We start from the raw sequence: 24,456 nt of genomic DNA, 5'->3' as shown, positions 1-24,456 counted from the left end.
AAAAAAGCACCCTAAACCGGTGATTTATAAGGATTTTCCGGTATGCAACGGCATGCCTTCGTGCGCTTTCACTCAACCGGGTGGGGCCGCCCTACCCGTTAGGGGTCACCCCCCGCCAGCCGCTCACCATGGGTATTCACTCGGGCGTTTCGCGCCGGGGCCGCGGCGTCGATACATAGCCAAACCTGACAGGAGACCGACCCATGCACGGCTATCAACATCTTTTCGTCCCCGGCCCCACCAATGTGCCCGAACCCGTCCGCCAAGCGATGAACATTCCCATGGAAGACATGCGCGCCCCCGATTTCGGCGGCTTCGTCGATGGCATCCTGACCGACATCAGACGCGTCTTTCGGCTGGAAAATGGCCGGGTCTTCATCTTCCCCTCCTCCGGCACCGGCGCATGGGAGGCGGCGATCACCAACACGCTTAACCCCGGCGACCGCGTGCTGATGTCGCGCTTTGGGCAATTCTCGCTGCTCTGGGCCGAAATGGCCGATCGCCTCGGGCTGGAGGTTGACCTGTGCGATACCGACTGGGGCAACGCCCTGCCGGTCGAGGTCTATGCCGAACGCCTCAAGGCCGACACCGGCCACCAGATCAAGGCGGTCTTCGCCACCCATAATGAAACCGCCACCGGCGTCACCTCCGACATCGCCGCGCTTCGCGCAGCACTGGATGAGGCAGGCCATCCCGCCCTTCTTTTCGTCGATGGGGTCAGTTCCATCGCTTCCATCGAATTCGAAATGGAGAAATGGGGCGTCGATCTCGCCGTCGCGGGCTCGCAAAAGGGCTTCATGATGCCTGCGGGCCTTGGCTTTCTCGGGGTTTCCGACAAGGCGCTTGAGGCCAGCAAAACCGCCACCATGCCGCGCAGCTACTTTGGCTTTGCCGATATGATCGCCCTCAACGACACCGGCTATTTCCCCTATACACCGGCCACGCAACTCCTGCGCGGGTTGCGCGTGTCGCTCGACATGCTGCTTGAGGCCGGGATGGAAAGCACATGGGCCCGCCATGCGCGCCTTGCCCAGGGCGTGCGCGCCGCCGTGGGCGCATGGGATGACTGTGATCTGGTGGCCCGCGATCCGGCCCGCTATTCCGATACGGTCTCGGCGATCTATGCCCCCGAAGGCATCGACGCCCGCGAGGTGATCTCTACCGCCTATTACAAGTACCAAACCTCGCTCGGCTCAGGGTTGAATATCCTTGCCGGTCGCGCCTTCCGCATCGGCCATATCGGTTCGATGAATGCCGTTATGCTCTGCGGGGCGATTTCGGCAGCCGAAATGGCGCTGCGCGACTGCGGCGCAGCGGTCGAACCCGGCTCCGGCCTTGCCGCCGCCTCGGAAACGTTCCGCGCCACAACGCCCGACGCCCGCCAAGCGCAAAGCCAAGCCGCCTGAACCTTCCCGGCCCCGCATCGCCGGGGCCGGACAGAAACCACCGCAAGCTGCGCATTCACAATACGTCACCACCGGGTCTCACCGGGGGCGGCCCGCTGCTTGCCATCGCCGGGCAACTCTTTTTACCCCGGCAAGGCGCCCTCGGTTTCGGCCTGATCAAAGCTTCACTCCCTGGCCCCCGCGACGAAGCCCGTGAGGGCTGATGAGCGGTTGCGCCCAAACCGTACAAAACTCACGTACGTTCTGTACGTTTTGTACAGGCCCCACGACAGGCCCTGCCACGCGCAGGCACCCCGTTATCCCCCATGGGGAGGCAATCCTGCGATCCGCGTTGCGCCAGATAAGTTTCCGATCATAAGCAATTGTTTTCCCTAGACTTCTCTGCACTGCGGCAAGTGTGTGCATCGGCATCCCGTCTGCCTTTGGGTGGGTAGTGCACCCCTACCCGTTCAGGCCCGCAGCCCATCCCCCGGCACGCTTTGCCACCCATGCGAAAGTGTCCCCAAGCCCCCGTTCCGGCCAAGCTGATCTCAACATCAGCCAAAGGAATGCCACATGAGCTACACCCTCTATCCCCTTAAAAAACAACGGCTTCAGCGCTCCGAGCTGGCCGTGCCCGGCTCGAATCCCTCGATGATCGAGAAAGCCGCCGACAGCAATGTGGATTACATTTTCTTCGATCTCGAAGACGCCGTTGCCCCCCCCGACAAGGTGAACGCCCGCGCCAATATCATTCAGGCCCTCAACGACATCGACTGGAAAGCCAAGGGCAAGACCGTCTCGATCCGTATCAACGGCCTTGATACCCATTACATGTACCGCGACGTGGTCGAAATTCTGGAACAAGCGGGCCAGCATTTGGATACCATCCTCGTGCCCAAGGTGGGTGTGCCCTCGGACCTCTACACCGTCGAAACCATGGTCTCGCAGATCGAAGAAGCCATGGGATTCACTCATAAAATCGGGCTTGAAGCCCTGATTGAAACCGCTCTCGGCATGGCCAATGTCGAGGCGATTGCCGCCACCCCCGGCCGCCTTGAGGCACTGCATTTCGGCGTGGCCGACTACGCCGCCTCCAACCGCGCCCGCACCGTCGTCATCGGCGGGTTGAACCCCGACTACCCGGGCGATCAATGGCATTTCGCCCTGTCGCGCATGACCGTCGCCTGCCGCGCCTACGGGTTGCGCGCGATCGACGGCCCCTTCGGTGATTTCAACGATCCCGACGCCTATACCGCCTCCGCCAAGCGCGCCGCCGCCCTTGGCATCGAAGGCAAATGGGCCATCCATCCCAGCCAGATCGACCTGGCCAACGATGTCTTCTCGCCGCCCGAGGCCGAAGTCACCCGCGCCCGCCGCATCATCGAGGAACTCAAGAAGGCCGAAGCCGAAGGCAAGGGGGCCGCCAGCCTTGACGGCAAGATGGTCGACGCGGCCTCCGAACGCATGGCCAACAACGTGATCGCCGTGGATGACGCCATCAAGGCACAGCACGGATAAGGGAGGAAAATCAAATGGATATCCACGAATACCAAGCCAAGGACCTGCTCAAACGCTTCGGCGTACAGGTGCCGCGCGGCGGCATCGCCTACAGCCCCGAACAGGCCGTTTACCGCTGTAGCGAACTGTCGGGCGAACGCTGGGTGGTCAAGGCACAGATCCATTCCGGTGCCCGCGGCAAAGCCGGTGGTGTGCGCATCTGTTCGAACGAACAGGAGGTCGCCGATGCCGCCCAATGGATGCTGGGCCGCAGGCTCGTGACCCAGCAGACCGGCCCCCAAGGCAAACTGGTCAGCCGCCTCTATGTCGAAGAGGCCACCAACATCGCGCAAGAGATTTACCTTGGCTTCGTGATGGACCGCAAGCTTGAGCGCGTCGTCGTCGTGGCCTCGGCCCAAGGCGGCATGGAAATCGAAGAGATTTCCGAACAAGAGCCCGAGTCGATCATCCGCTCGGTCGTCGACCCGGCGGTCGGCATGCAGGCCTTTCAAGCGCGCGAAATCGCCTTCTCGCTTGGCCTCGACCCTGCGCTGATCCCACAGGCCGTCAAGACGATCATGGGCTGTTACCGCCTGATGCGCGAGATGGACGCCAACATGGTCGAGATCAACCCGATGGTTGTCACCCAAGCGGGCGAAATCGTCGCCCTCGACGCCAAGCTCAGCTTCGATGACAACGCCCTTTTCCGCCGTCCCGACATCTCGGAACTGCGCGACAAAAGCCAGGAAGACCCGCGCGAAACCTACGCCGAGGATCGCGGCCTCAGCTACATCGGCCTCGATGGGCAGATCGGCTGCATCGTCAACGGTGCGGGCCTCGCCATGGCCACGCTCGACATGATCAAGATGGCCGGGGGCGAGCCCGCCAATTTCCTTGACGTGGGCGGCGGGGCCAGCCCCGACCGCGTATTGATGTCCTTCAAGGCGGTGCTGAATGACCCCAAGGTCGAGGCGATCCTCGTCAACATCTTCGCAGGCATCAACCGCTGCGACTGGGTGGCCGAGGGCGTGATCCGCGCCATGGAAGAACTCGACCTGAAAATTCCCGTCGTGGTTCGGCTTTCGGGCACGAACGTCGAGGAAGGCCAGAAAATCCTCGCCGAAAGCACCGTCAACGTCATCGCCACGGAAACCCTTGCCGAAGCCGCCGAGGAAGTCGTCGGCGCTTGGAAAATCGCATCCCTCAAGGAGGCCTCGTAATGGCAATTCTCATCGACAGCGAGACAAAGGTCCTCGTCACCGGCTTTACTGGTCGCATCGGCAGTTTTCACGCACAGGACATGATCAAGCACGGCACCAACGTGGTGGGCGGGGTGACCCCCGGCAAGGGGGGGACAAAGCACCTCGATCTGCCGGTCTTCAACACCGTCAAGGGGGCCGTGGCCGAAACCGGGGCCGACATGGTGGTCAGCTTCGTGCCCCCGCCCTTCGCCGCCGACGCGATCATGGAAGCGGCAGATGCGGGCATCAAAACCTGCGTCTGCATCGCCGATGGCATCCCCGCGCAGGACATGATCCACGTCAAGCGCTACATGCGCCGCTACAAGGCCGACAGGCGCATGCGCCTGATCGGACCCAACTGCGCGGGCATCATCACCCCCGGACAGGGCTTTGCCGGGCTTATGCCACCCTCGATCTACATGCCCGGCCGGGTGGGTATTGTCGGACGCTCGGGCACCCTTGGTTATGAGGCTGCAAGCCAGATGAAGGCCAAGGGCATCGGCGTGTCCTCCTCCATCGGTATCGGCGGCGATCCGATCAATGGCTCCAGTTTCCGCGACATCCTTGAACTGTTCGAGAACGACCCCGAGACCGACGCCGTGGTCATGGTCGGCGAAATCGGCGGCCCGCAGGAAGCCGAAGCCGCGGAATACATCCGCGACCACATGACCAAACCCGTGGCCGCCTATATCGCGGGCCTCTCGGCCCCCAAGGGCCGCCGGATGGGCCACGCGGGCGCCATTGTTTCGGCCTTCGGGGAATCCGCACAGGAAAAGGTGGAGATCCTCAAGGACGCGGGCGTTACCATCGTCCCCACCCCTTCGACCTTTGGCGAGACCGTCGCCAAGATGGACGCTTGACCAATCAAGACAGGGGCCGCCCCGGGCCCCTGTCTGAACTGAGTCGCACAGTGCCCACGCGCGTTAGCGCAATCTTTTGAGAAGCGGTCGGGTTTGCGATAACGGTTATCGCTAACATGTTGGAATTCGGTCAAAAACTCCGCATTTGCACCTTCCCGCAGAAGGCCACGGCGTCTATACCGCCTGCAACTTCACGCATGCAGGAGACACCCAATGACGATCACCGTCGGGATCAACGGATTCGGCCGTATCGGCCGTTGCACCCTCGCCCATATCGCTACCAGCACCCGCAACGACATCAAGGTCGTCAAGGTCAATGCCACAGGCCCTTTGGAGACCGCCGCGCACCTGATCAAATACGACAGCGTCCATGGCCGCTTTCCCAATGAAATCACGCTTGGCGATGGCACAATGGATCTGGGCCGTGGCCCGATGGAGATGTTTTCGACCTACGACATGGACGCACTGGACTGGTCCGGCGTCGACGTGGTTCTGGAATGTACCGGCAAATTCAATGACGGCGAAAAAGCCAAGGCACACCTGGAACGCGGCGCTGGCAAAGTCCTGCTTTCGGCACCCGGCAAGAACGTAGACCGCACCGTGGTTTACGGCGTCAACGATGCCGAATTGCAAGCCAGCGAGAAAATGATCTCGAACGGCTCATGCACAACCAACTGCCTTGCGCCGGTGGCCAAGGCACTGGACGAAGGCATCGGTATCGAATCGGGCATCATGACCACGATCCACGCCTATACCGGCGATCAGCCCACCTTGGACCGCCGCCACAATGACCTCTACCGCGCCCGCGCCGCGGCCATGTCGATGATCCCCACCTCCACAGGGGCCGCCAAGGCACTGGGCGAGGTGCTGCCCGGCCTGAAGGGCAAGCTTGACGGCTCGGCCATCCGCGTCCCCACCCCGAATGTCTCGGCGGTGGACCTGACCTTTATCGCCAAGAAAGACGTCACCGAGGCCGACGTGAACGCAGTCGTCGCCGAGGCCGCCGCAGGCCCGATGAAAGGCGTTCTGGGCTATGACCCCGAACCCAAGGTCAGCGTCGATTTCAACCACACCGAGGAAAGCTCGATCTTCGCACCCGACCAGACCAAGGTCACCGGCGGTCGGCTTGTGCGCGTGCTGGCATGGTACGACAACGAATGGGGCTTTTCGTGCCGGATGGCCGACGTGGCCGTGGCCATGGGCCGCCTTGGTTAAGCAAAGCGCCTTATTTCAAAACATTGCCCCCGGATGCCTACCGCATCCGGGGGTTTCTTTTGCGACCTTCCCCCATAAACCCCGGTTATAAAGCGTCGCAATGAACTTTTGGCCAATGGCCCGCCCCGCCCTTTGCCGTCATGTCCCTTGCCAACGCAGGCCACGCTGGCCGCGTCTCAACCACACTGCAAAGGACAGCCACATGACACGCATAATCGCCCTTACCCTCGCCATCGCCGCAGGCACCGTTGCGCATGCCTCGGACGATTACATGAGAATCGACCCCTCGAAAGCCGACCAGATCGAAACCCGGATGACCGAAAAAGGCTATGATCTGCGGAAGATCGAAATGGATGACGGCATGTACGAGGTCGACGCGATCAAGAACGGGGTCCGGTACGAGTTTAATCTGGATCGGGATTTGGCCATCATGGAAAGCGAAATCGCCAACATGGACCATATCACCACCCTTCTGGCCGAACAGGGCTACGACGTGCAAAAGGTCGAGATGGACGACAGCATGTATTACGAGGCCAACGCGATCAAAGACGGGGTTCGTTACGAAATCGACCTCGGGAAAGACCTTACCGTCGTGAAAACCGAGATCGACGATTAACGCGTCCCGCGCGCGCCTGCCCGCCCCCGAGCGGCACAAGGAAACGACAGGCCCCCGGAAACGGGGCCCTGTCCTATACGGGGCGCCAAGGCGTTTTTCGCCGCTGGCAACCGCAACCCGCGTGACTTACGCCGCAGGCTCTGGCATCTAGGGGCGGCATTCCGGATCTCAAAGGCAGCGGCACTATGACGAACACCACATCCATCGGGCTTGGATTGCTGATCATGATCGCGCTGGGTGTGGATGCGGCAATGTTCGATTGGTCGAATACCCTGTTTGTCGCGCGCAAGTTCACCGACCTGATCGAATGGATGGCCTTCTGGCGCTAAGCCGCCCCCCCTCCGCAATTCCCACATCATTGACAGAGGCCCCTCGGGTCGCGTAGCGTCTGCCGCAATGTTAGCGCTAACTTAATATTGGCTTATCGCAAAAAGGACACCTGCAATGACTGTCAGAATCGCCATCAACGGCTTTGGGCGCATCGGTCGAAACGTGCTGCGCGCCATCGTGGAATCCGGCCGGACCGACCTACAGGTCGTGGCCATCAATGACCTTGCCCCGGTTGAAACCAATGCCCATCTTCTGGAATTCGACTCCGTGCACGGCCGCTTCCCCGCGCCCGTGACCACCACCGACAACAGCATCGACGTAGGCCATGGCCCGATCCGCGTCACCGCCCTGCGCGATCCGGCGCAACTCCCTTGGCAGGACGTGGATATCGTGATGGAATGCACCGGCATTTTCACCGACCGCGACAAGGCCGCGATCCACCTGGAAAACGGGGCCAAGCGTGTCTTGGTCTCGGCCCCCTCCAAAGGGGCCGATCGCACCGTGGTTTTTGGCGTGAATCACGACCAGCTGACCGCCGACGACCTGATCGTGTCAAATGCATCCTGCACCACCAACTGCCTCGCCCCCGTGGCCAAGGCCCTGCACGATGCCATTGGCATCAAGCGTGGTTTCATGACCACCGTGCACAGCTACACGGGCGACCAACCCACGTTGGACACCGCGCACAAGGATCTTTACCGCGCCCGCGCCGCCGCGCTCAACATGATCCCCACCACAACCGGGGCGGCCCGCGCCGTGGGCCTTGTACTGCCGGAACTGGCGGGCAAGCTCGATGGCACCGCGATCCGCGTTCCCACCCCCAACGTCAGCGCGGTTGACCTGACTTTCGAGGCCGGGCGCGAAACCACTGCAGAGGAAATAAACCAGATCATTGCCCAAGCCGCGCAAGGCCCGCTGGCCGGGGTGCTGGACCTCACCGGGCGCGAACTTGTCTCGTCGGATTTCAACCACAACCCGGCCAGTTCGGTCTTTGCCACCGATCAAACCCGGGTGATGGAGGATGGCACCATGTGCCGCATCCTAAGCTGGTACGACAACGAATGGGGCTTTTCGAACCGGATGGCCGATACGGCGGCCGCCATGGGCAAACTGCTACGCCCCACCACCACGGGCAGCACGGCAGATAAACCCACCCGCGCACCGGAATACGCCTAACGGGAACCGGGCCGCCAAGCGCGGCCCACCCTCACCGCGCGCCATGCTTTTTCTTGGCCCAAATACCCAAACAACGCCTCCGCCCCGCGCTCGCTCAGGTCTCCCGGCCTGCCGCGCGAAAAGCGCCAGCAATGAGCGCCCCGCTTAGCGGAATTTTTCCACCAGTTGCGCCCGCACCTCCGGGGTGACGAACTTGCTCACATCACCGCCCAGCCGGGCGATTTCCTTGACCAGTTTGCTGGCAATCGCCTGATGATTGGCATCCGCCATCAGGAACACCGTCTCGACACTGCTATCAAGCGCGCGGTTCATGCCCACCATCTGGAATTCATATTCGAAATCCGTGACCGCCCGCAGGCCGCGCACGATCAGCTGCGCCCCAACATCATGGGCGCAGTCAATCAGCAGGTTCTCGAAAGGATGCGCCACGATCTCGGTACCGGTCTGCTCACTCAGCTTCTTGCACTCAGCCTCGATCAGATCGACCCGCTCCTCCAGCGAGAACAAAGGGCCCTTGTCCCGGTTGATGGCCACCCCGATCACCAGCCGGTCCACCAGAACCGCAGCACGGCGAATGATGTCGACATGCCCCAACGTGATGGGATCGAAAGTACCGGGATATAGGCCAATGCGCATGGGGGTGGCTCCGTGATCTGTTTTGCAGCCCACGCAACAATATTGCGCCGCAGAATGCAAGCAACTGGCCGGGGTTTGCGGCAATCCGCGCCTCAGGTTTCGGCCATCTTCTCCCATCGGCCCGAGGCTTCGGACCAATATTGCGCATGGCACCCTGCACCGGTCAGCGTCTTCCACTGTCCGCGCGCCACCTGTACGGCGGCTTCGTCATTGCCGTCGAAAAGGACACAGACCCGCTCAAGCGCCTGTACTTCCTCGGCCGTCACCCCGGCCCCGTCCACGGCCATCAGGCACACCGCCCCATTTGGCATGGCCTCTTCCGTGGTCAGCAAAACCGGCTGCTCGGCCTCATGCGGCTGGCCGGCCCGGCCATGCGGCAGGAACCCGTCCTCCGGCCCCAACCACAATTTTTCATCCAGCCAATCCATCCGCGCGGCCTCACGCCCGCGCACCACCACGCGCCACCCTGCCCCGCGTGCCTTTTCCAGCAGCATGGGCAGGGTCACCTCCAAGGGCTTGCGCGTCAGGTGATAGAAATAGGCCGCGCCCATGGCCTCAGCCCTCGTAGCGATCCGCCACCAAGCGGTTCAGCGCCATGACACCCCAGCCCGAGGCCCCTTTCGGCGCATAGGTGGTATCGGATTTCACGCTGGCCACACCGGCGATGTCCAGATGCATCCACGGCACGTCGTCCTTGACGAAACGCTGCAAGAACTGTGCGGCGGTGATCGACCCGGCGGGCCGCCCGCCCACGTTCTTCATATCGGCAATGTCGGACTTGAGCATATCGTCATAGGCCTGCCCCATGGGCATGCGCCACGCGCCTTCGCCCTCGGCCTCGGCGGCCTTGGCGAAATGCCCGGCGAATTTGTCGTTGTTGCTGAAAACACCTGCGTTTTCATGGCCCAAGCCGATGATGATCGCCCCGGTCAGGGTGGCCAGATCGACGATCGCCGCCGGTTTGTAATGCTCCTGCGCGTACCACAGCACATCGGCCAGCACCAAGCGCCCCTCGGCATCGGTATTGATCACCTCGATCGTGTCACCCTTCATCGAGGTCACCACATCCCCGGGCCGCGTCGCGCGGTCCGAGGGCATGTTTTCCACAAGGCCCACAAGGCCAACGACATTGGCCTTTGCCCCGCGCAGGGCCAGCGTTTTCATCACGCCGCAGACAACGCCCGCGCCGCCCATATCCATGGTCATGTCCTCCATGCCCGCCGCGGGCTTGAGGCTGATGCCCCCGGTGTCAAAGACAACGCCCTTTCCGACAAGCGCCAAGGGGGCGGCACCCTTTTCGCCGCCATTCCACTCCATGATCGCCAGTTTCGAGGGGCTTGCGCTGCCATGGCCCACACTCAACAGCGCCCCCATGCCCAGCTTTTCCATCTCCGCCTCGTCCAACACCCTGATCTTCAGCCCCGTGTCCGACAGCGCCTCGATGCGGGCGGCGAACTCGCTGGTGGTCAGGTAATTGGCCGGTTCGCTGACCAGATCACGGGTAAAAAACACGCCTTCCGCCACGGCCCGCAGCGGGATGAAATCGGCCTCGCCCCCCTCGGGGGTGTTGGTCATCACGGTCACGGCACCGGCCTCCTCGACCGGCGCGGTCTTGCGCGCGGTGAAGGCATAGGCCCGCAGGGCCACGCCAAGCGCCAGTTCCGCCACCCGGCGGAGCGGCCCGGCCAGAAGCAACAAGGCCGCGTCCCCCTTGAGCTTACCAAGCGCCACGCCCGCCTTGCGCGCCTCTTCCACGCTGGCAGGACGCGGCAAACAGACCACGTCCAAGGCCTCGGCGGCCATGCCCACGGGCATCGCCAATGTTTTGACCTGCCCGGGCTTCATCTTGCCCCAGGCCTCGCTTTCGATCAGGCGCTTCAAGGCCCCTTTGGTCAGGCGGTTCACCCGCCGCGCGGACATGTCCAGCTTGCCATCCGGGGTCACGATCACCGCGACCCGGCCCTCGGCCTCGGCGATGCTATCATTGTCGGTTTCCTTGAAAGTCACTGCAACCGGTGTCGTCATCCCTTGGGGCTCCCTTATCTGCTTTGGCCCCAAGTCCTAGCGCGGAACATGCGCCTTGGCCAGTTAGCAGTTTTCCCCCGCGCTCAATTCCGATAAGTTGACCTTCAAGACTGCTGCCTCGGGGGGAAATGTGACCAGATTCGACAGGTATATGCTGTCGCAATTCATGGTGTTGTTCGGGTTCTTTGCGCTTGTTTTGGTGTCGATCTTCTGGATCAACAAGGCGGTGCGCATGTTCGACCGACTCATCGGCGATGGACAACCCGCCTGGGTCTTTCTGGAGTTCACGGCACTGACACTGCCGGGGGTGATCGGCATTGTCCTGCCGATCGCGGCCTTCGCGGCGACCGTTTATGTCACGAACCGGCTCAGTACCGAAAGCGAATTGACCGTCATGCAGGCCACCGGCTATTCGCCCTGGCGACTGATCCGGCCGGTCCTGTTCTTTGGCTGCATGATCGCCCTTATGATGTCCCTGCTGACCCACCTGCTTGTCCCCTCCAGTCTCAGCCAACTGCGCCTGCGACAGGCCGAGGTCAGTCAGAACATCACCGCGAAATTGCTGACCGAAGGGGAATTCCTGCACCCCGCCCCCGGCATCACCTTCTATATCCGCGACATCACCCCCGAAGGGGAATTGCGCGATGTCTTTCTCTCGGACCGCCGAAACGAGGAGCGCCCGGTGACCTATACCTCCTCGCAAGCCTATCTTGTGCACCAGGGCGGCGGCACCAAGCTTGTCATGGTCGACGGGCTGGCACAGGTTGTGCGCACCGATGGCAACAGGCTTTTCACCACGCATTTCGATGATTTTTCCTATGATATCTCCAGCCTGATTTCCCGCGACGAGATCAACCTCGACAAGGTCGGTTTCGCCGCCACCCTCGACATGCTCACCGACCCCGGCGCAGTGGCAGAGCGCACCGGCGTGACCGTCGCCCAAGTCAACTACGAGGTGCACAACCGCTTTACACAGGCCATCATGTGCATCGTTGCGGCCCTCATCGGCTTTGCCACGCTGCTGGTCGGCACCTACAGCCGCTTTGGCGTCTGGTGGCAGATCGTGACCGCGTTCCTCTTGCTAGTGCTGATCAAGATGGTCGAAGGCGCGCTGTCGGGAACCGTCCTGGCAAGCTCCAAAGCATGGCCGCTTCTTTATGCACCTGCAGTCCTTGGCCTCGCGACAACCGCCGGGCTGCTGCACCTCGCCGCCAATCCGGGCCTCGCCCGCCGCCTTACCCCCTGGAAACGTCACAGGATCGAGGGCGCGCCATGATCCTGCACGGCTACTTCGCACGCAAGTTCCTCTGGACCTTCCTTGGCATCTTCGGTGTCTTCATCCTGCTGCTCGCCCTCATCGACCTTGTCGACGAGCTTCAGGATTTTCCGGACCTTCCTTTCTTGCAGGTGGCCGAAATCGTGGCCCTCAACCTGCCGCACGCCAATTACGAGATCCTGCCGCTGGTTCTGATCCTTGCCACCGTCGCCCTTTTCCTGCGGCTTGCGCGCAGTTCCGAACTGGTTGTCGTGCGGGCCACCGGGCGTTCGGCCCTGCGCGCCTTGGCGGCGCCGGTTACCGTGGCGTTCCTGATCGGGCTGGTGGCGATCACCATGTTCAACCCGATCGTCGCCGCCGCGTCGAAACGGTACAACGATCTCGTCAACAGTCACATGGGCGGCGGGTCCAGCGTGCTGGCCATTTCATCCGAAGGGCTTTGGCTGCGCCAGGGCAGCGACACCGGCCAAACCGTGATCCATGCCGAGCGCGCCAGTTCGGATGTCACCACGCTATTCGATACCACCTTCATCGCCTTTGCCCCGGATGGCACACCGCTGCGCCGGATTTCCGCGCGCTCGGCGCTCCTGCAGGATGGCGAATGGCTGTTGCGCAATGCCAAGCTCTGGACACTCGATACAAACGGCAACCCTGAATCCTCGGCCCGCCAACTGGCAAGCCTGACGGTCCCCTCGGCCCTGACCCAGGACCGTATTCTCGATAGCTTCGGCAAGCCGGAATATATCTCGCTTTGGGATCTGCCCGCCTTCATCGAGCAATTGGAAGACGCGGGCTTCTCCGCCCGTCGCTATGCCGTCTGGCTGCAAATGGAACTGGCAAGCCCACTGTTCCTGGTGGCCCTCGTGATGCTGACGTCGGCCTTCACCATGCGGCATACCCGGGTCAGCAACACCGGCATATCCGTCCTGACCGCGATCATGCTTGGCTTTACCCTGCATTACATTCGCAATTTCGCGCAGATACTGGGCGAAAACGGTCAGATCCCGATCATGCTCGCGGCTTGGGCCCCACCGCTTGCGTCGCTGCTGCTTGCGCTGGGCATATTACTGCATATGGAGGATGGATAATGCGCCTCGCCCGCCTCCTGACACTGCTGACCGTAACCCTGTGCGCCCTGTTTCTCCCGCCCCCGCTTTGGGCACAGGAGCCGGGCACACCCGCCATGCTGGTCGCTGACGACGTCTATCTCAACGGCGAAGACCGCCTGACCGCCTATGGCAATGTCGAGGCGATGTATGACGGCCGTCGCCTGCAAGCCAGCGAAATAACCTATGATCAAAGCTCCGAGACCCTGATCATCAAAGGGCCCATCACCCTGCACGAGGGTGAAAACACCCTGATCCTCGCCGACTCTGCGGAACTGGATCGCGACATGCGAAACGGTATCCTGCGCGGCGCACGCATCGTCATGGAAAATCACGTGCAGCTGGCCGCCCATGCAATGGCCCGCCGCGATGGCCGCTACAACAAGATGTACAAGGCCTCGGTCACCTCCTGCCGGATCTGCGAAACCGGGCGCCCGCCGATCTGGCAAATTCGCGCCCGGCGGGTCATACACGATCAACTGGAAAAGCAACTCTACTTCGACGATGCGCAGTTCCGGATCCTGGATGTCCCGGTGTTCTACTTGCCGCGCCTGCGCCTGCCCGACCCGACACTGGAACGGGCCACCGGTTTCCTGTTTCCTTCGCTTCACAATTCCACCCGGCTGGGCTTTGGCGCGCGGGTGCCTTACTTCATCCGCATGGGCGACCATAAGGACCTGACGCTCACCCCGTTTCTCTCTGCCAACTCCGTGACGCTCGAGGCGCGCTACAGACAGGCATTCCGCAATGGCCGGATCGAATTCGAAGGTGCGATCTCCGACGACGATTTCGGCCCGCGCTCCACACGGGCCTATCTTTTCGGGCGCGGCACCTTTGAATTGCCAAGGGATTTCACGCTGAATTTCGACGTCGAAGCGGTGCGCGACGATACATATCTGCTGGATTACAATTACTCCGACAAGGACCGGCTGGACAGCGAATTGTCGGTCGAGCGGGTCAAGCGCGATGAATATATTCGCGGCGCAGTGACCCATTTCCACTCGCTGCGCACCGGCGAATCGAACTCGACCCTGCCCACCATCGTCGGCAACGCCGAGTATGAACGCCGGTTTCACCCCGACAGGCTTGGCGGAGAATTGCGCTTCAACGCCATGGCTCATAGCCATTACCGGTCATCGTCACTCCTCACCGACTCGCCCTCGGTGATCGTCAACGGCGCCGATATCGACCCTTGGGCCGATGGCCGCGATGTCACCCGCCTGACGCTCAGTGCCGATTGGATGCGCAACTGGACCCTGCCGGGGGGCATTCGCGCCCGCGTACAAACCGGGCTTGCCATCGACAGTTTCCACACCGCCCAAACCGGCGGCCTCAGCCGCTCCGCAGTGACCGAACCCGCGCCCTCCGCCGCGCTGCGGCTGCGCTGGCCGCTTCTGAAAACCGAACGCGGCGGCGCGACCCAGGTGATCGAACCGATCATGCAACTGGCATGGGTCGGCGGCTCGAACCCGGCGATCGCGAACGACGAAAGCACCCGGATCGAGTTCGACGAGGGCAACCTCTTTGCCATGTCGCGCTTCACCGCCCCGGACCGCCGCGAACGCGGTCTGACCGGGGCCTACGGGCTTAGCTGGACCCGCCTTGACCCAAGCGGGTGGCAAACCTCATTTGCCGTGGGGCAAGTCATCCACGAAGACCCCCAGATTGAAATCAACGGGCTAGAGACCTTCACCACCAGTTCGGGCCTCGATGAAAAATTTTCCGATGTGCTCTTTGCCGGCCAGGTCAAAACCGACAACGGGTTCACCTTCACCGCCCGAAGCCTCTTTGACGGGGCCTTCGACACCACCAAGGCCGAAGCCCGGGCCAGTTGGCAAACCGACCGCACCAACCTTGGGGCCACCTATATCTGGCTGCGCAACGATCCGCGCGAAAACAGGTTCGGAAACGTCTCGGAATGGGCCTTCGACGCCTCTCACCGCCTGTCGCGCCACTGGACCGGCAGCGCCGATTGGCGCTACGATGTGGCGCAGGATCGCTCGGTGCGGGCGGGTATTGGCCTGAACTACACAAACGAGTGTGTCGATATCGCGCTTTCGGCCTCGCGCCGCTTCACCTCTTCCACTATCCTCACCCCATCTACGAACATCAGCTTTACCGTCGGCCTCAGGGGCTTTACCACCAAAACACAAGACAAAAGCTACGTCCGGACATGCAGGAACTGACCTAAATGATACCAGCAACGATGCGCCGCCTTTTCAATTTTTTCGCACTGCCCGCCGCAGTGGCCGCCGCCAGCCTTGCGGCGCCCCTCCATGTGGCCCAGGCGCAAAACCTGTTCGAGCCGGTGATCAAGGTCAACGATCAGGCCATCACCCGCTACGAGATTCAGCAACGCGCCCGCATGCTGACCATGTTCCGCGCGCCCGGCGATCCGCAAAGCCTCGCCCGGCAGCAACTTATCGAGGACCGGCTGAAACTGGACGCTGCCGAAAGCGCCGGCCTGATCCTCGAAGAACCCGACGTGCAGGCCGGCATGGAAGAATTCGCGGGCCGCGCCGATATGAACGCCGAGCAACTCATTCGCGCCCTCGAAGGCGCCGGCGTCGCCGAGCAGACCTTCCGCGCCTTCGTGACATCGGGCGTTACATGGCGCGAATTGATCCGCGCCCGCTTTGTCCCGCGCATCTCGGTCAGTGAAACCGACCTTGAACGCGCCCGCGATGCGGTTACCGGCCAAAGCGGCGTTCGGGTTCTGATTTCTGAAATCATTCTGCCCGTGACCACACCGGCCCAGGCCGAGGCCGCACAGGCCCGCGCCCGCCGTCTTTCGGAAATTGATACCGTGTCCGCCTTTTCCTCGGCGGCGCGGCAATACTCCGCTTCGGGAACGCGCACGCGCGGCGGGCGGCTTGACTGGATGCCCATCACCCGCCTGCCCCCCGCACTGCGACAAGTCGTTCTTGGCCTCGCCCCGGGCGAAGTGTCCGATCCCCTGCCGACCGAAAACGCCATCGCCCTGTTCCAGCTTCGCGATATCGAGGAAACCGAAGCCCCCGAACCGGAATACGCGGCCATCGAATATGCCGCCTACTACATCGACGGCGGACGCAGCGAACAGGCCCTGTCCCGCGCCGCACGGGTCAAGGCCGATGTCGATACCTGCGATGACCTTTACGGCGTGGCCAAGGGCCAACCGCCCGAGGTTCTGGATCGTGGCTCCAAGGCCCCGGCGGAAATTCCCACCGATATCGCCATGGAACTGGCCAAGCTCGATCCCGGCGAGGTCTCGACAGCCCTCACCCGGTCCCAGGGTCAAACCCTTGTCTTCCTCATGCTTTGCGGCCGCAGCCCGGAACTTGACGGCGAAGGCCCCAGTGACGAGGATCTGACCAATTTCATTCGCAACCAGCGGCTTGAATCCTTCGGCGACGGCTACCTTGAACAACTCCGCGCCGAGGCCCGGATCATAGAAAAGGAATGACCGCCCCGATCGCGCTGACCTGCGGGGAACCGGCGGGTATCGGCCCGGAACTGGCGGCCATGGCATGGGACAGGCTGCGCGCCGATTTGCCGTTTTTCCTGATCGGGGATCCCGCGCACCTGCCGCCCGAAACCCCGGTGGCCGAGATCGCCCACCCGTCCGAGGCCACGACCGCCTGCGCCATGGCCCTGCCGGTGCTTGCGCACCCCTTCCCCGGCCCACGCAGCCCGGGCACGCCCGATCCCGCACAGGCGCAAGCGGTGATCGACGTAATCGCCCGCGGCGTGGACCTTGTCCAACAAGGCGAGGCCGCCGCGCTTTGCACCGCGCCGATCCACAAGAAAGCCCTGCAAACCGGCGCCGACTTTACCTACCCGGGCCATACCGAATACCTCGCCGCCCTTGCCGGGGGCGCCGACGTGGTGATGATGCTGGCCAGCCCCGCCTTGCGCGTGGTGCCCGCCACCATTCACATCCCATTGGCGCAGGTGCCCGCGACCCTTACGCCCGAGGTTTTGGAGAAAACGATCCGCATCACCCATACCGCGCTGATCCTCGACTTCGGCATTCAGGCCCCGCGAATCGCCGTGGCGGGCCTCAATCCCCATGCGGGCGAAGGTGGCGCCATGGGACAGGAAGAAACCCGGATGATCGCCCCCCTGATCGACCGGCTGCGCCGCGACGGCATCGACCTTTTGGGCCCCCTGTCGGCCGATACCATGTTCCACGATCGCGCCCGCGAAACCTATGACGCGGCGATCTGCATGTATCACGATCAGGCCCTCATCCCGATCAAGACACTGGATTTCGACCGCGGTGTGAACGTGACCCTTGGCCTGCCTTTCATCCGCACCTCGCCCGATCACGGCACCGCCCTCGACATCGCAGGCAAAGGCGCCGCCAACCCCTCCAGCATCATCGAGGCCCTGCGCATGGCCCAAACCATGGCACAGGCAAGGGCCACACAGGCATGAGCGGGATCGACAGCCTTCCGCCCCTGCGCCAAGTCATCGCCGACCACGGGCTTTCCGCGCGCAAATCCCTTGGTCAGAACTTCCTGCTCGACCTTAATCTCACCGCCAAGATCGCCCGCCAAGCGGGCGACCTCACCGGCTGTGACGTGCTGGAAATCGGCCCCGGCCCCGGCGGCCTGACACGCGGGCTGCTCTCCGAAGGGGCGCGCCGCGTCGTGGCCATCGAAAAGGATACCCGCTGCCTGCCCGCGCTGGGCGAGATCGCCAAGGCCTACCCGGACCGGCTTGAGGTGCTCAACGCCGACGCGCTTGAGATCAACCCGCTGGATCACCTCACACCACCCATCAAGGTCGCCGCCAACCTGCCCTACAACGTCGGCACCGAACTCCTGATCCGCTGGCTCACCCCGTCCGACTGGCCCCCCTTCTGGCAAAGCCTGACGCTGATGTTCCAACGCGAGGTGGCCGAACGGATCGTTGCGCAACCCGGCTCCAAGGCTTACGGGCGGCTGGCGATCCTGTCGCAATGGCGGGCCGACGCGCGGATCGTCCTGAACCTGCCGCCGGGGGCCTTCACTCCGCCCCCCAAGGTTTCAAGCGCCGTGGTCCATCTCACGGCCCTGCCAAAGCCGCGCTTTCCCGCCGATCCCAAGATTCTCGAACGCGTCGTCGCCCGCGCCTTCAACCAACGCCGCAAGATGCTGCGCGCCGCGCTCAAGGGTATGGCCCCCGATATCGAAGATCGCCTTATCGCGGCAGGTATCCAACCCACCGACCGCGCCGAAACCGTGCATCTGGAACAATTCTGCGCCCTCGCGCGCAGCTTCGAGTCCTAGCGCCCCAAAGGAATGATGCCGCCCGCTGCCTGCAATGCGGGGCGAAGCGGTGGCATTGCTTACACGCGCATCAAGGTCCACAAGGCCGACCATACAAAAAACGGCCCCACTCGGGGGCCGCCTTTCGATAATTACGTTTCAGGGTCGGGTCACTCGGCCGCTTCGGGTGCCCCGTCGCCCCCCTCCGCCTTCGGCGGTTCCTCGCTTTTACCCTCGCCCTGGTCTTTCTTGGGCTTGGGTTTCCGGCTGCGCTTGGGCTTTTCCGATTTCTTGGTTTCCGGCGTTTCCACCAGACCGCTTTCCTCGCTCCCCGCTTCGACCACGTCGGGCTGCGGCGCGTCAGAGGCATCGCCGCCACTATTGGCTTCACGCTCCTGCCGTTTGGCGCGCTCGCGGTCCCGCTCGGCTTGCCGCTCACGGTTCTGGCGTTCCTGCTCCTCGCGGCGCTGCTCTTGCTCTTTCTGGGCCGTTGCCAGAAGACGCAGGTAATGCTCCGCGTGCTGCTGGAAATTCTCGGTCAGAACCCGGTCCCCGGCAAGCTGCGCATCGCGGGCCAACTGGTTGTACTTGTCGATAATCTGTTGGGGGGTGCCGCGCACCTTGCCCTCCGGTCCCGAACTGTCGAAGACCCGGTTGACGATATTGCCCATCGAGCGATTGTTACGACCCGATTTGTTACGCGAACGTGACTTGGATGATCTCATTGTTCAGCTATCAGCCCTGTGCTGCTGCCGCTTGATCCGTCAGGCACCCCTTGCGCCCAGTCCACCGGATCAATCTTGTCTTGGCTTGGTCTCAAGCGGGACGGCCCGAAACGGGCATCCAACATCTTGATACCCCTGACTAAACACGCCCCGCCCCCTCTTACAAGGGAAATTCGTCAAAATTGGCCTAAATGGGCAAATTTTGTCAGGAAATCAGGATTTTTTCGCACCATTCCAACGCCCGGAAACAACACGATCCCGGCCATCAAGATCGGGCAAAACCGCCACCTCGGCGAATCCCGCATCGCTGAAAATCTGCGACACGATCGCCCCCTGCTGCCAACCGATTTCAACCAAAAGCCGCCCCTGCGGCGATAAATGCGCCCCAGCGCCCGCCGCGATCATCCGATATGCGCTCAACCCATCCGCCTCATCGGTCAGGGCCATGCGCGGCTCGTGCGCCAACTCGGGGGCAAGGCCCGCCATCTCCTCGGCGGCAATATAGGGCGGGTTCGAAACGATCAGGTCGAAAAGCCCGCCCACGGCAGAAAACCAATCGCTTTCAATCAGGTCACAGCGCGCACCAACGCCCAAGGCCCGCGCATTGCGCCCCGCCACGGCCAAGGCCCCCGGCGAAAGGTCCGATCCAACCCCTTTGGCCCCCGGCTTTTCGGCCAAAAGCGTCAACAGGATACAGCCTGTCCCGGTGCCAAGGTCCAACACCTTCCCGAAAGGCTCCCGCAGCGCCTCGGCGATCAATCCTTCGGTCTCGGGGCGCGGGTCCAGAACATCCCCTGTCACCTCGAACCGCCGCCCGTAAAACTCCCGCCAGCCAAGGATATGCGACACCGGCACCCCATCACACCGCTGGCGCACCGCATCGTGAAACACTGCCACGGCCACGGGCGCAACCTCATCGCGTTCCATCAAGGTCAGCCGCCCGGCTTCAACCCCCAAGGCCCCGGCCATCAACCGGCGCGAATCGCGCATGGCGTCTTCGATGCCCGCCGCGCGCATCTCCCCTGCGCCCGCGCGCAGCACATCGCGCAGGATCACCCCTCCATCTCCGCCAGCATGGCCGCCTGCGCATCCGCCGTCAGCGCATCAATCACCTCGTCCAGGTCACCGCCCATCACCTGGTCCAGCTTGTAAAGCGTCAGGTTGATCCGGTGGTCGGTCATCCGCCCTTGCGGGAAATTATAGGTCCGAATCCGCTCACTCCGGTCGCCCGATCCCACCTGAGCGGCCCGCGCGCTTGAGCGTTCGTCATGCGCCTTCTGCCGCTCCATGTCGTAAAGCCGGGTCTTGAGAACCTGCATCGCGATCTCGCGGTTGCGGTGCTGGGATTTCTCCGAACTGGTAACCACGATACCGGTGGGAACATGCGTGATCCTGACGGCCGAGTCGGTGGTGTTCACATGCTGCCCCCCCGCGCCCGACGACCGCATCGTATCAATCCGCAGGTCGTTCTGGTCGATCTGGATATCCACATCCTCGGCCTCGGGCAGCACCGCCACCGTCGCCGCCGAGGTATGGATGCGCCCGCCGCTCTCGGTCTCCGGCACCCGCTGCACCCGGTGCACCCCGGATTCGTACTTGAGCCGCGCAAAAACATGGTCGCCCGAAACCCGCGCCACCAGTTCCTTGATCCCGCCAAGCTCGGTCTGGCTTTCCTCGATCACCTCGAATGTCCAGCCCTTCGCCTCGGCATAGCGTTGATACATGCGCGTCAAATCCCCGGCGAACAGGGCCGCCTCCTCGCCGCCCGTGCCGGGCCGGATCTCGATCACCGCAGGCCGCGCATCGGCCTCGTCTTTCGGCAAAAGCGCCAGTTGCAGCCGCTCTTCCATGCCGGGCAGTTGCGCCTCCAGTTCGGCAAGCTCCTCCTGCGCCAACGCGCGCATTTCGGGATCATCAAGCATGGCGCGCGCGCCCTCGATATCCTCGATCGCCTGCTTGTAGGCGCGGATTTCCTCGACCACCGGGCGCAGCTCGGCATATTCGCGGCCCAATTGCGCGATATCGCCACCACCCGCGGTCATCTGCGCCTCGATATACTCGAAACGCTGTACGATCTCATTCAGTCTGTCCAAAGGCACCATGGCTCTGGCACTTGCCCCTTTGGCGAGGTTTGGTCAAGATCAAACCCTGTGGTATACTTGGCCCCATGCGATGGATTGCCTTCATATGCTGCCTCGCCAGTCCGGCAGTCGCCGACCAAACCATCGGCGGCAAAACCGTGGATTGCTACTGCACCGACAAAACCGGCAGCCGCGTGGAACTGGGCGAAATGACCTGCCTTCACGTCGATGGCAAAAGCTTCATGGCGCAATGCCAGATGTCTCTCAACAACCCGATGTGGCGCAAGATTTCCGACGGCTGCCTGTCCTCGTCACTCCGCAAACGCCTTGAGCCACCGATCCAGTCGCGCCGCATTGACGCCCATGTCGGATTTGCCGAACCGCAACCGCCCGTATAGCTCCAGTTGTGGCCCTGTCGCGCGCACCGTGGTGTAATCGGGAAAGCCAAAAACCTTCGACCGCGTGACATAGGTCACCATGCCGCTTTCCACCGACCCGGCCAGCACCTCGGTCCTTGGCGTGGCCCGGATGATCTCATCCATCCACGCCAAACCACCGTCACCGGCCCCCACAACACGCATCGCCCCACCGGTCAAATCCCGGTTGGTCACCGCCCCCGGCATCTTGTGCCACCGGCCCGGGTCCGTCGGCGCGAGGCGCACATAAACGCCCAAGGCCACCGCGATCCCGATAACACCCAAGACCAGCCATTTCATTGCACGCCCCTCTTCATCTTTCCTGAAGCGTTTCGCGAAAAACCTGAATCACAGATTTTCGCGAAACGCAGTGCTCCGCTCAATCGTTGCACGCGTTCCGCCTTTAGCTGATTCCTCAGGTTAAAGGCGGAACGCTTTAAATACTCCCGCCGGAGGCCGCCATTGGCCCCACAGAACCCGGCTCAGGCTCCGCGCCGCGTCCAGCCCCAAAGGCAAATCAATTCCATCGCCACATGAGCGCCGGCCACCGCCGTGGCGCCACTGGGATCATAGGGCGGCGAGACTTCCACGACATCGCCCCCCACCATGTTGATCCCCGCCAGATCGCGCAGGATAATCGCCGCCTGCCCCGAGGACAGGCCGCCCCAAACCGGCGTGCCCGTGCCGGGCGCGAACCCGGGGTCCAGACAGTCGATATCAAACGTTACATAGGTCTGGGAATCGCCCAGTATCTCCTTGATTTTCTTGGCGGTTTCCACCGGCCCCCGCTCATGCACCTCGCGCGCGTCAATCGTCGGCACGCCCAGGTTATCGGCATTCACCGTGCGTATCCCCACCTGCACCGACCGCGCAGGGTCCACCAAGCCTTCCTTCACCGCCTTGTAGAACATCGTGCCATGATCCACGCGGCCCATGTCATCATCGGCCCAAGTGTCCGAGTGCGCATCGAATTGCAACAGCGACAGTGGCCCGAACCTTTCCGCATAAGCCCTTAGAATCGGGAAAGAAATATAGTGATCGCCCCCCAGGGCGATACTCGCCGCACCGCTTTCCAATATCCCCCGGATATGCGCCGTCAACGCGCCGGGAAAGCTTGGAATATCCGCATAATCAAAGGCCAGGTCGCCATAATCGACGATGTCGAATTCTTCCAGCGGGCTGAACCCGTCCCAGCCATAGGGCGGGTCAAACACCTGAAGCGCGCTTGCCTCCCGCACCGCCCGCGGCCCCAACCGCGCGCCGGGCCGATTGGTCACCGCCTGATCAAAAGGCACGCCGGTGATGGCCAGATCGCCCCCCGTCAAATCCTTGCAATAGCGCCGCCGCAGGAACGACAACGCCCCACCAAAGCTATTCTCATAAGAAAGGCCACGTGAACTATCGCGCGTAAACGCCTGATCTACCTGATGTTTCGCGTCTTCCAGTGCCATCTTTCCCCCTTATCCAACCGGCTGCGCCCGCTCCACAAGCCGCGCAAAAAACGACGCGCCCACCGGCGCGATCCGATCGTTGAAATCGAACTCGGGGTGATGCAGCCCGGCCCCCGGCCCCTGCCCAAGGAACAGGTAAGCCCCCGGTCGCGCCTCCAGCATGGCGGCGAAATCCTCCGATCCCATCTGCCGGTCCATATCCGGCACGATGCCTGCTTCGCCTGCCACCTCGCGCGCCACCTCTGCGGCAAACGCGGCCTTCCCGGCGTCATTCACCGTCGGCGCATAGCCCTCTTCACAGCGCAGCACGGTCTCAACGCCATAACTTGCCGCTTGTCCCGCCACGATCTCCTCCAACCGCTGCCAGATCACCCGCCGCACCTCCGGGTCAAAACTCCGCACCGTCCCGTTGATATAGGCCCTGTCGGGCACCACGTTATCCGCACTCCCGGTATGAACCTGCGTGATCGACACCACCGCCTGATCCAAAGCCGCCAAGTTCCGGCCCAGGATCGTCTGGATCGCCTGCACCATGCCACAGGCCGCCACCACCGGGTCGCGCGTATCCTGCGGCATCGCCGCGTGGCCACCCTGCCCGATCACATCGATATGGATTGTATCGACCGAGGCCATGATTGGCCCCGGCGTGGTATGAAACACCCCCTCGTCATAGCCCGGCGCACAATGCAGGGCATAAACCTGTTCGATCCCATAACGCTCCATGATCCCCGCTTCCACCATCGGCGCGGCCCCGCCCGGCCCTTCCTCGGCCGGTTGAAAAATCAAGGCGACGGAGCCGGAAAAATTCCGCGTCTCGGCCAGGTATTTCGCCGCCCCCAACAGCATCGTCGTATGCCCGTCGTGGCCACAGGCATGCATGCAGCCCTCAACCTCGCTGGCATATTCGGTCCCGGTCGCCTCATGAATGGGCAGCGCATCCATATCCGCCCGCAACCCGATCACCGGCCCCGTGCCCTGCCCTTCGATCACGGCGACAACGCCGCTTTCGGCAATGCCCTCCTCGATCCGGGTAATCCCGAACTCCCGCAACCGCTCCACCACGAAACCGGCGGTCTCGTGGCAGGCAAACCCCAACTCGGGCCGCCTGTGCAAATCCTGCCGCCATGCCGCCATCTCCTCGGCAAAGCCTGCTATCCGGTTGATCACCGCCATCGGCTGGACT

General features: G+C 62.8%; 24 protein-coding genes. 15 read left to right on the top strand and 9 right to left on the bottom strand.

Translation table 11 applies throughout. The features are described 5' to 3' along the window. Positions 1–203 precede the first annotated feature (203 nt). The 8 genes from RBB32_RS16755 (at position 204) to gap (RBB32_RS16720) (ending at position 8,323) form a co-directional block, all read left to right on the top strand. Positions 204–1,406, top strand: coding sequence for an aminotransferase class V-fold PLP-dependent enzyme (locus tag RBB32_RS16755; protein WP_306154359.1), 1,203 nt, complete (start codon positions 204–206; stop codon positions 1,404–1,406). 555 nt (positions 1,407–1,961) lie between these two features. Further along, positions 1,962–2,906, top strand: a complete 945-nt coding sequence (locus tag RBB32_RS16750; RefSeq protein WP_306154358.1) for a CoA ester lyase — start codon at positions 1,962–1,964, stop codon at positions 2,904–2,906. Further along, a complete protein-coding gene (locus RBB32_RS16745; protein ID WP_306154403.1) occupies positions 2,903–4,105 on the top strand; it encodes a malate--CoA ligase subunit beta in 1,203 nt (400 codons plus the stop codon). The genes RBB32_RS16750 and RBB32_RS16745 overlap by 4 nt, the downstream gene beginning before the upstream one ends. Continuing rightward, positions 4,105–4,986: a succinate--CoA ligase subunit alpha gene (sucD, locus tag RBB32_RS16740; protein ID WP_306154357.1), complete on the top strand. Its 882-nt coding sequence runs from the start codon at positions 4,105–4,107 to the stop codon at positions 4,984–4,986. The genes RBB32_RS16745 and sucD overlap by 1 nt, the downstream gene beginning before the upstream one ends. Positions 4,987–5,199: 213 nt before the next feature. Beyond that, on the top strand, positions 5,200–6,201 hold the full coding sequence (gap, locus tag RBB32_RS16735; protein ID WP_306154356.1) for a type I glyceraldehyde-3-phosphate dehydrogenase: 1,002 nt from the start codon (positions 5,200–5,202) through the stop codon (positions 6,199–6,201). A gap of 202 nt (positions 6,202–6,403) precedes the next feature. After that, positions 6,404–6,817, top strand: a complete 414-nt coding sequence (locus RBB32_RS16730) for a PepSY domain-containing protein (protein WP_306154355.1) — start codon at positions 6,404–6,406, stop codon at positions 6,815–6,817. A 185-nt stretch (positions 6,818–7,002) separates the two neighbouring features. Continuing rightward, a complete protein-coding gene (locus RBB32_RS16725) occupies positions 7,003–7,146 on the top strand; it encodes a hypothetical protein (RefSeq protein ID WP_306154354.1) in 144 nt (47 codons plus the stop codon). A 115-nt stretch (positions 7,147–7,261) separates the two neighbouring features. Further along, positions 7,262–8,323, top strand: a complete 1,062-nt coding sequence (gene gap, locus RBB32_RS16720; RefSeq protein ID WP_306154353.1) for a type I glyceraldehyde-3-phosphate dehydrogenase — start codon at positions 7,262–7,264, stop codon at positions 8,321–8,323. Between the two features lie 144 nt (positions 8,324–8,467). Here the strand turns inward: gap (RBB32_RS16720) and coaD are convergent, their stop codons facing one another. The 3 genes from coaD to RBB32_RS16705 form a co-directional block, all read right to left on the bottom strand. Next, positions 8,468–8,959 (bottom strand): pantetheine-phosphate adenylyltransferase, encoded by a 492-nt coding sequence (gene coaD / locus RBB32_RS16715; RefSeq protein WP_306154352.1) that lies wholly within the window; start codon positions 8,957–8,959, stop codon positions 8,468–8,470. A gap of 92 nt (positions 8,960–9,051) precedes the next feature. Next, the gene (locus tag RBB32_RS16710; protein WP_306154351.1) at positions 9,052–9,510 is read right to left on the bottom strand and encodes a DNA polymerase III subunit chi; all 459 of its coding nucleotides are present in this window, start codon (positions 9,508–9,510) and stop codon (positions 9,052–9,054) included. Positions 9,511–9,514: 4 nt separating this feature from the next. Then, positions 9,515–10,984, bottom strand: coding sequence for a leucyl aminopeptidase (locus tag RBB32_RS16705; protein WP_306154350.1), 1,470 nt, complete (start codon positions 10,982–10,984; stop codon positions 9,515–9,517). 151 nt (positions 10,985–11,135) lie between these two features. On the opposite strand from RBB32_RS16705, the gene lptF reads away from it, so the two are divergent. From lptF to rsmA, 6 genes are read left to right on the top strand one after another with little or no spacing between them, the layout of a single operon-like run. Beyond that, positions 11,136–12,260 carry an LPS export ABC transporter permease LptF gene (gene lptF, locus RBB32_RS16700; protein WP_306154402.1) on the top strand — a complete coding sequence of 375 codons (1,125 nt, stop codon included), beginning with the start codon at positions 11,136–11,138 and terminating at the stop codon, positions 12,258–12,260. Then, the gene (gene lptG / locus RBB32_RS16695; protein ID WP_306154349.1) at positions 12,257–13,348 is read left to right on the top strand and encodes an LPS export ABC transporter permease LptG; all 1,092 of its coding nucleotides are present in this window, start codon (positions 12,257–12,259) and stop codon (positions 13,346–13,348) included. The genes lptF and lptG overlap by 4 nt, the downstream gene beginning before the upstream one ends. Beyond that, the gene (locus RBB32_RS16690; RefSeq protein WP_306154348.1) at positions 13,348–15,552 is read left to right on the top strand and encodes an LPS-assembly protein LptD; all 2,205 of its coding nucleotides are present in this window, start codon (positions 13,348–13,350) and stop codon (positions 15,550–15,552) included. Before lptG ends, RBB32_RS16690 begins: the two co-directional genes overlap by 1 nt. 5 nt (positions 15,553–15,557) lie before the next feature. Further along, positions 15,558–16,811, top strand: a complete 1,254-nt coding sequence (locus RBB32_RS16685) for a peptidylprolyl isomerase (protein WP_306154347.1) — start codon at positions 15,558–15,560, stop codon at positions 16,809–16,811. Then, on the top strand, positions 16,808–17,785 hold the full coding sequence (pdxA, locus tag RBB32_RS16680) for a 4-hydroxythreonine-4-phosphate dehydrogenase PdxA (RefSeq protein WP_306154346.1): 978 nt from the start codon (positions 16,808–16,810) through the stop codon (positions 17,783–17,785). The genes RBB32_RS16685 and pdxA overlap by 4 nt, the downstream gene beginning before the upstream one ends. Continuing rightward, positions 17,782–18,621: a 16S rRNA (adenine(1518)-N(6)/adenine(1519)-N(6))-dimethyltransferase RsmA gene (gene rsmA / locus RBB32_RS16675; RefSeq protein WP_306154345.1), complete on the top strand. Its 840-nt coding sequence runs from the start codon at positions 17,782–17,784 to the stop codon at positions 18,619–18,621. The genes pdxA and rsmA overlap by 4 nt, the downstream gene beginning before the upstream one ends. Positions 18,622–18,770: 149 nt before the next feature. Here rsmA and RBB32_RS16670 read toward each other — a convergent pair whose 3' ends face one another. The 3 genes from RBB32_RS16670 to prfA all read right to left on the bottom strand — a co-directional run bounded on the left by RBB32_RS16670 (position 18,771) and on the right by prfA (position 21,427). Beyond that, positions 18,771–19,325, bottom strand: a complete 555-nt coding sequence (locus RBB32_RS16670) for a DUF4167 domain-containing protein (protein WP_306154344.1) — start codon at positions 19,323–19,325, stop codon at positions 18,771–18,773. A gap of 213 nt (positions 19,326–19,538) precedes the next feature. After that, the gene (gene prmC / locus RBB32_RS16665; RefSeq protein WP_306154343.1) at positions 19,539–20,381 is read right to left on the bottom strand and encodes a peptide chain release factor N(5)-glutamine methyltransferase; all 843 of its coding nucleotides are present in this window, start codon (positions 20,379–20,381) and stop codon (positions 19,539–19,541) included. After that, positions 20,378–21,427: a peptide chain release factor 1 gene (gene prfA / locus RBB32_RS16660; protein ID WP_306154342.1), complete on the bottom strand. Its 1,050-nt coding sequence runs from the start codon at positions 21,425–21,427 to the stop codon at positions 20,378–20,380. Before prfA ends, prmC begins: the two co-directional genes overlap by 4 nt. A 65-nt stretch (positions 21,428–21,492) precedes the next feature. On the opposite strand from prfA, the gene RBB32_RS16655 reads away from it, so the two are divergent. Then, on the top strand, positions 21,493–21,804 hold the full coding sequence (locus RBB32_RS16655) for a hypothetical protein (RefSeq protein ID WP_306154341.1): 312 nt from the start codon (positions 21,493–21,495) through the stop codon (positions 21,802–21,804). Here RBB32_RS16655 and RBB32_RS16650 read toward each other — a convergent pair. From RBB32_RS16650 to RBB32_RS16640, 3 genes are all read right to left on the bottom strand, one after another. Continuing rightward, positions 21,718–22,122 carry a DUF1499 domain-containing protein gene (locus RBB32_RS16650; protein ID WP_306154340.1) on the bottom strand — a complete coding sequence of 135 codons (405 nt, stop codon included), beginning with the start codon at positions 22,120–22,122 and terminating at the stop codon, positions 21,718–21,720. The genes RBB32_RS16655 and RBB32_RS16650 overlap by 87 nt on opposite strands. A 182-nt stretch (positions 22,123–22,304) precedes the next feature. After that, positions 22,305–23,273, bottom strand: a complete 969-nt coding sequence (gene speB / locus RBB32_RS16645; RefSeq protein WP_306154339.1) for an agmatinase — start codon at positions 23,271–23,273, stop codon at positions 22,305–22,307. Positions 23,274–23,282: 9 nt separating this feature from the next. Continuing rightward, complete coding sequence (locus tag RBB32_RS16640) at positions 23,283–24,446, bottom strand: M20 aminoacylase family protein (RefSeq protein ID WP_306154401.1); 1,164 nt, start codon at positions 24,444–24,446, stop codon at positions 23,283–23,285. Between the last annotated feature and the right edge of the window lie 10 nt (positions 24,447–24,456).

Source organism: Roseovarius sp. MMSF_3281 (assembly GCF_030733685.1).
GTDB lineage: Bacteria > Pseudomonadota > Alphaproteobacteria > Rhodobacterales > Rhodobacteraceae > Roseovarius.
This window is presented reverse-complemented; position numbering and strand designations above follow the sequence as displayed.

Excerpts from the sequence above, each read along its gene's own strand:
- RBB32_RS16725 (WP_306154354.1), top strand. The coding sequence starts at position 7,003 with ATGACGAACACCACATCCATCGGGCTTGGATTGCTGATCATGATCGCG.
- rsmA (WP_306154345.1), top strand. The coding sequence starts at position 17,782 with ATGAGCGGGATCGACAGCCTTCCGCCCCTGCGCCAAGTCATCGCCGAC.
- RBB32_RS16690 (WP_306154348.1), top strand. The coding sequence starts at position 13,348 with ATGCGCCTCGCCCGCCTCCTGACACTGCTGACCGTAACCCTGTGCGCC.
- RBB32_RS16730 (WP_306154355.1), top strand. The coding sequence starts at position 6,404 with ATGACACGCATAATCGCCCTTACCCTCGCCATCGCCGCAGGCACCGTT.
- coaD (WP_306154352.1), bottom strand. The coding sequence starts at position 8,959 with ATGCGCATTGGCCTATATCCCGGTACTTTCGATCCCATCACGTTGGGG.
- RBB32_RS16750 (WP_306154358.1), top strand. The coding sequence starts at position 1,962 with ATGAGCTACACCCTCTATCCCCTTAAAAAACAACGGCTTCAGCGCTCC.
- RBB32_RS16705 (WP_306154350.1), bottom strand. The coding sequence starts at position 10,984 with ATGACGACACCGGTTGCAGTGACTTTCAAGGAAACCGACAATGATAGC.
- prfA (WP_306154342.1), bottom strand. The coding sequence starts at position 21,427 with ATGGTGCCTTTGGACAGACTGAATGAGATCGTACAGCGTTTCGAGTAT.
- gap (WP_306154353.1), top strand. The coding sequence starts at position 7,262 with ATGACTGTCAGAATCGCCATCAACGGCTTTGGGCGCATCGGTCGAAAC.
- lptF (WP_306154402.1), top strand. The coding sequence starts at position 11,136 with ATGCTGTCGCAATTCATGGTGTTGTTCGGGTTCTTTGCGCTTGTTTTG.
- RBB32_RS16755 (WP_306154359.1), top strand. The coding sequence starts at position 204 with ATGCACGGCTATCAACATCTTTTCGTCCCCGGCCCCACCAATGTGCCC.
- RBB32_RS16670 (WP_306154344.1), bottom strand. The coding sequence starts at position 19,325 with ATGAGATCATCCAAGTCACGTTCGCGTAACAAATCGGGTCGTAACAAT.
- pdxA (WP_306154346.1), top strand. The coding sequence starts at position 16,808 with ATGACCGCCCCGATCGCGCTGACCTGCGGGGAACCGGCGGGTATCGGC.
- RBB32_RS16655 (WP_306154341.1), top strand. The coding sequence starts at position 21,493 with ATGCGATGGATTGCCTTCATATGCTGCCTCGCCAGTCCGGCAGTCGCC.
- RBB32_RS16640 (WP_306154401.1), bottom strand. The coding sequence starts at position 24,446 with ATGGCGGTGATCAACCGGATAGCAGGCTTTGCCGAGGAGATGGCGGCA.
- gap (WP_306154356.1), top strand. The coding sequence starts at position 5,200 with ATGACGATCACCGTCGGGATCAACGGATTCGGCCGTATCGGCCGTTGC.
- sucD (WP_306154357.1), top strand. The coding sequence starts at position 4,105 with ATGGCAATTCTCATCGACAGCGAGACAAAGGTCCTCGTCACCGGCTTT.
- RBB32_RS16685 (WP_306154347.1), top strand. The coding sequence starts at position 15,558 with ATGATACCAGCAACGATGCGCCGCCTTTTCAATTTTTTCGCACTGCCC.
- RBB32_RS16650 (WP_306154340.1), bottom strand. The coding sequence starts at position 22,122 with ATGAAATGGCTGGTCTTGGGTGTTATCGGGATCGCGGTGGCCTTGGGC.
- speB (WP_306154339.1), bottom strand. The coding sequence starts at position 23,273 with ATGGCACTGGAAGACGCGAAACATCAGGTAGATCAGGCGTTTACGCGC.
- RBB32_RS16710 (WP_306154351.1), bottom strand. The coding sequence starts at position 9,510 with ATGGGCGCGGCCTATTTCTATCACCTGACGCGCAAGCCCTTGGAGGTG.
- lptG (WP_306154349.1), top strand. The coding sequence starts at position 12,257 with ATGATCCTGCACGGCTACTTCGCACGCAAGTTCCTCTGGACCTTCCTT.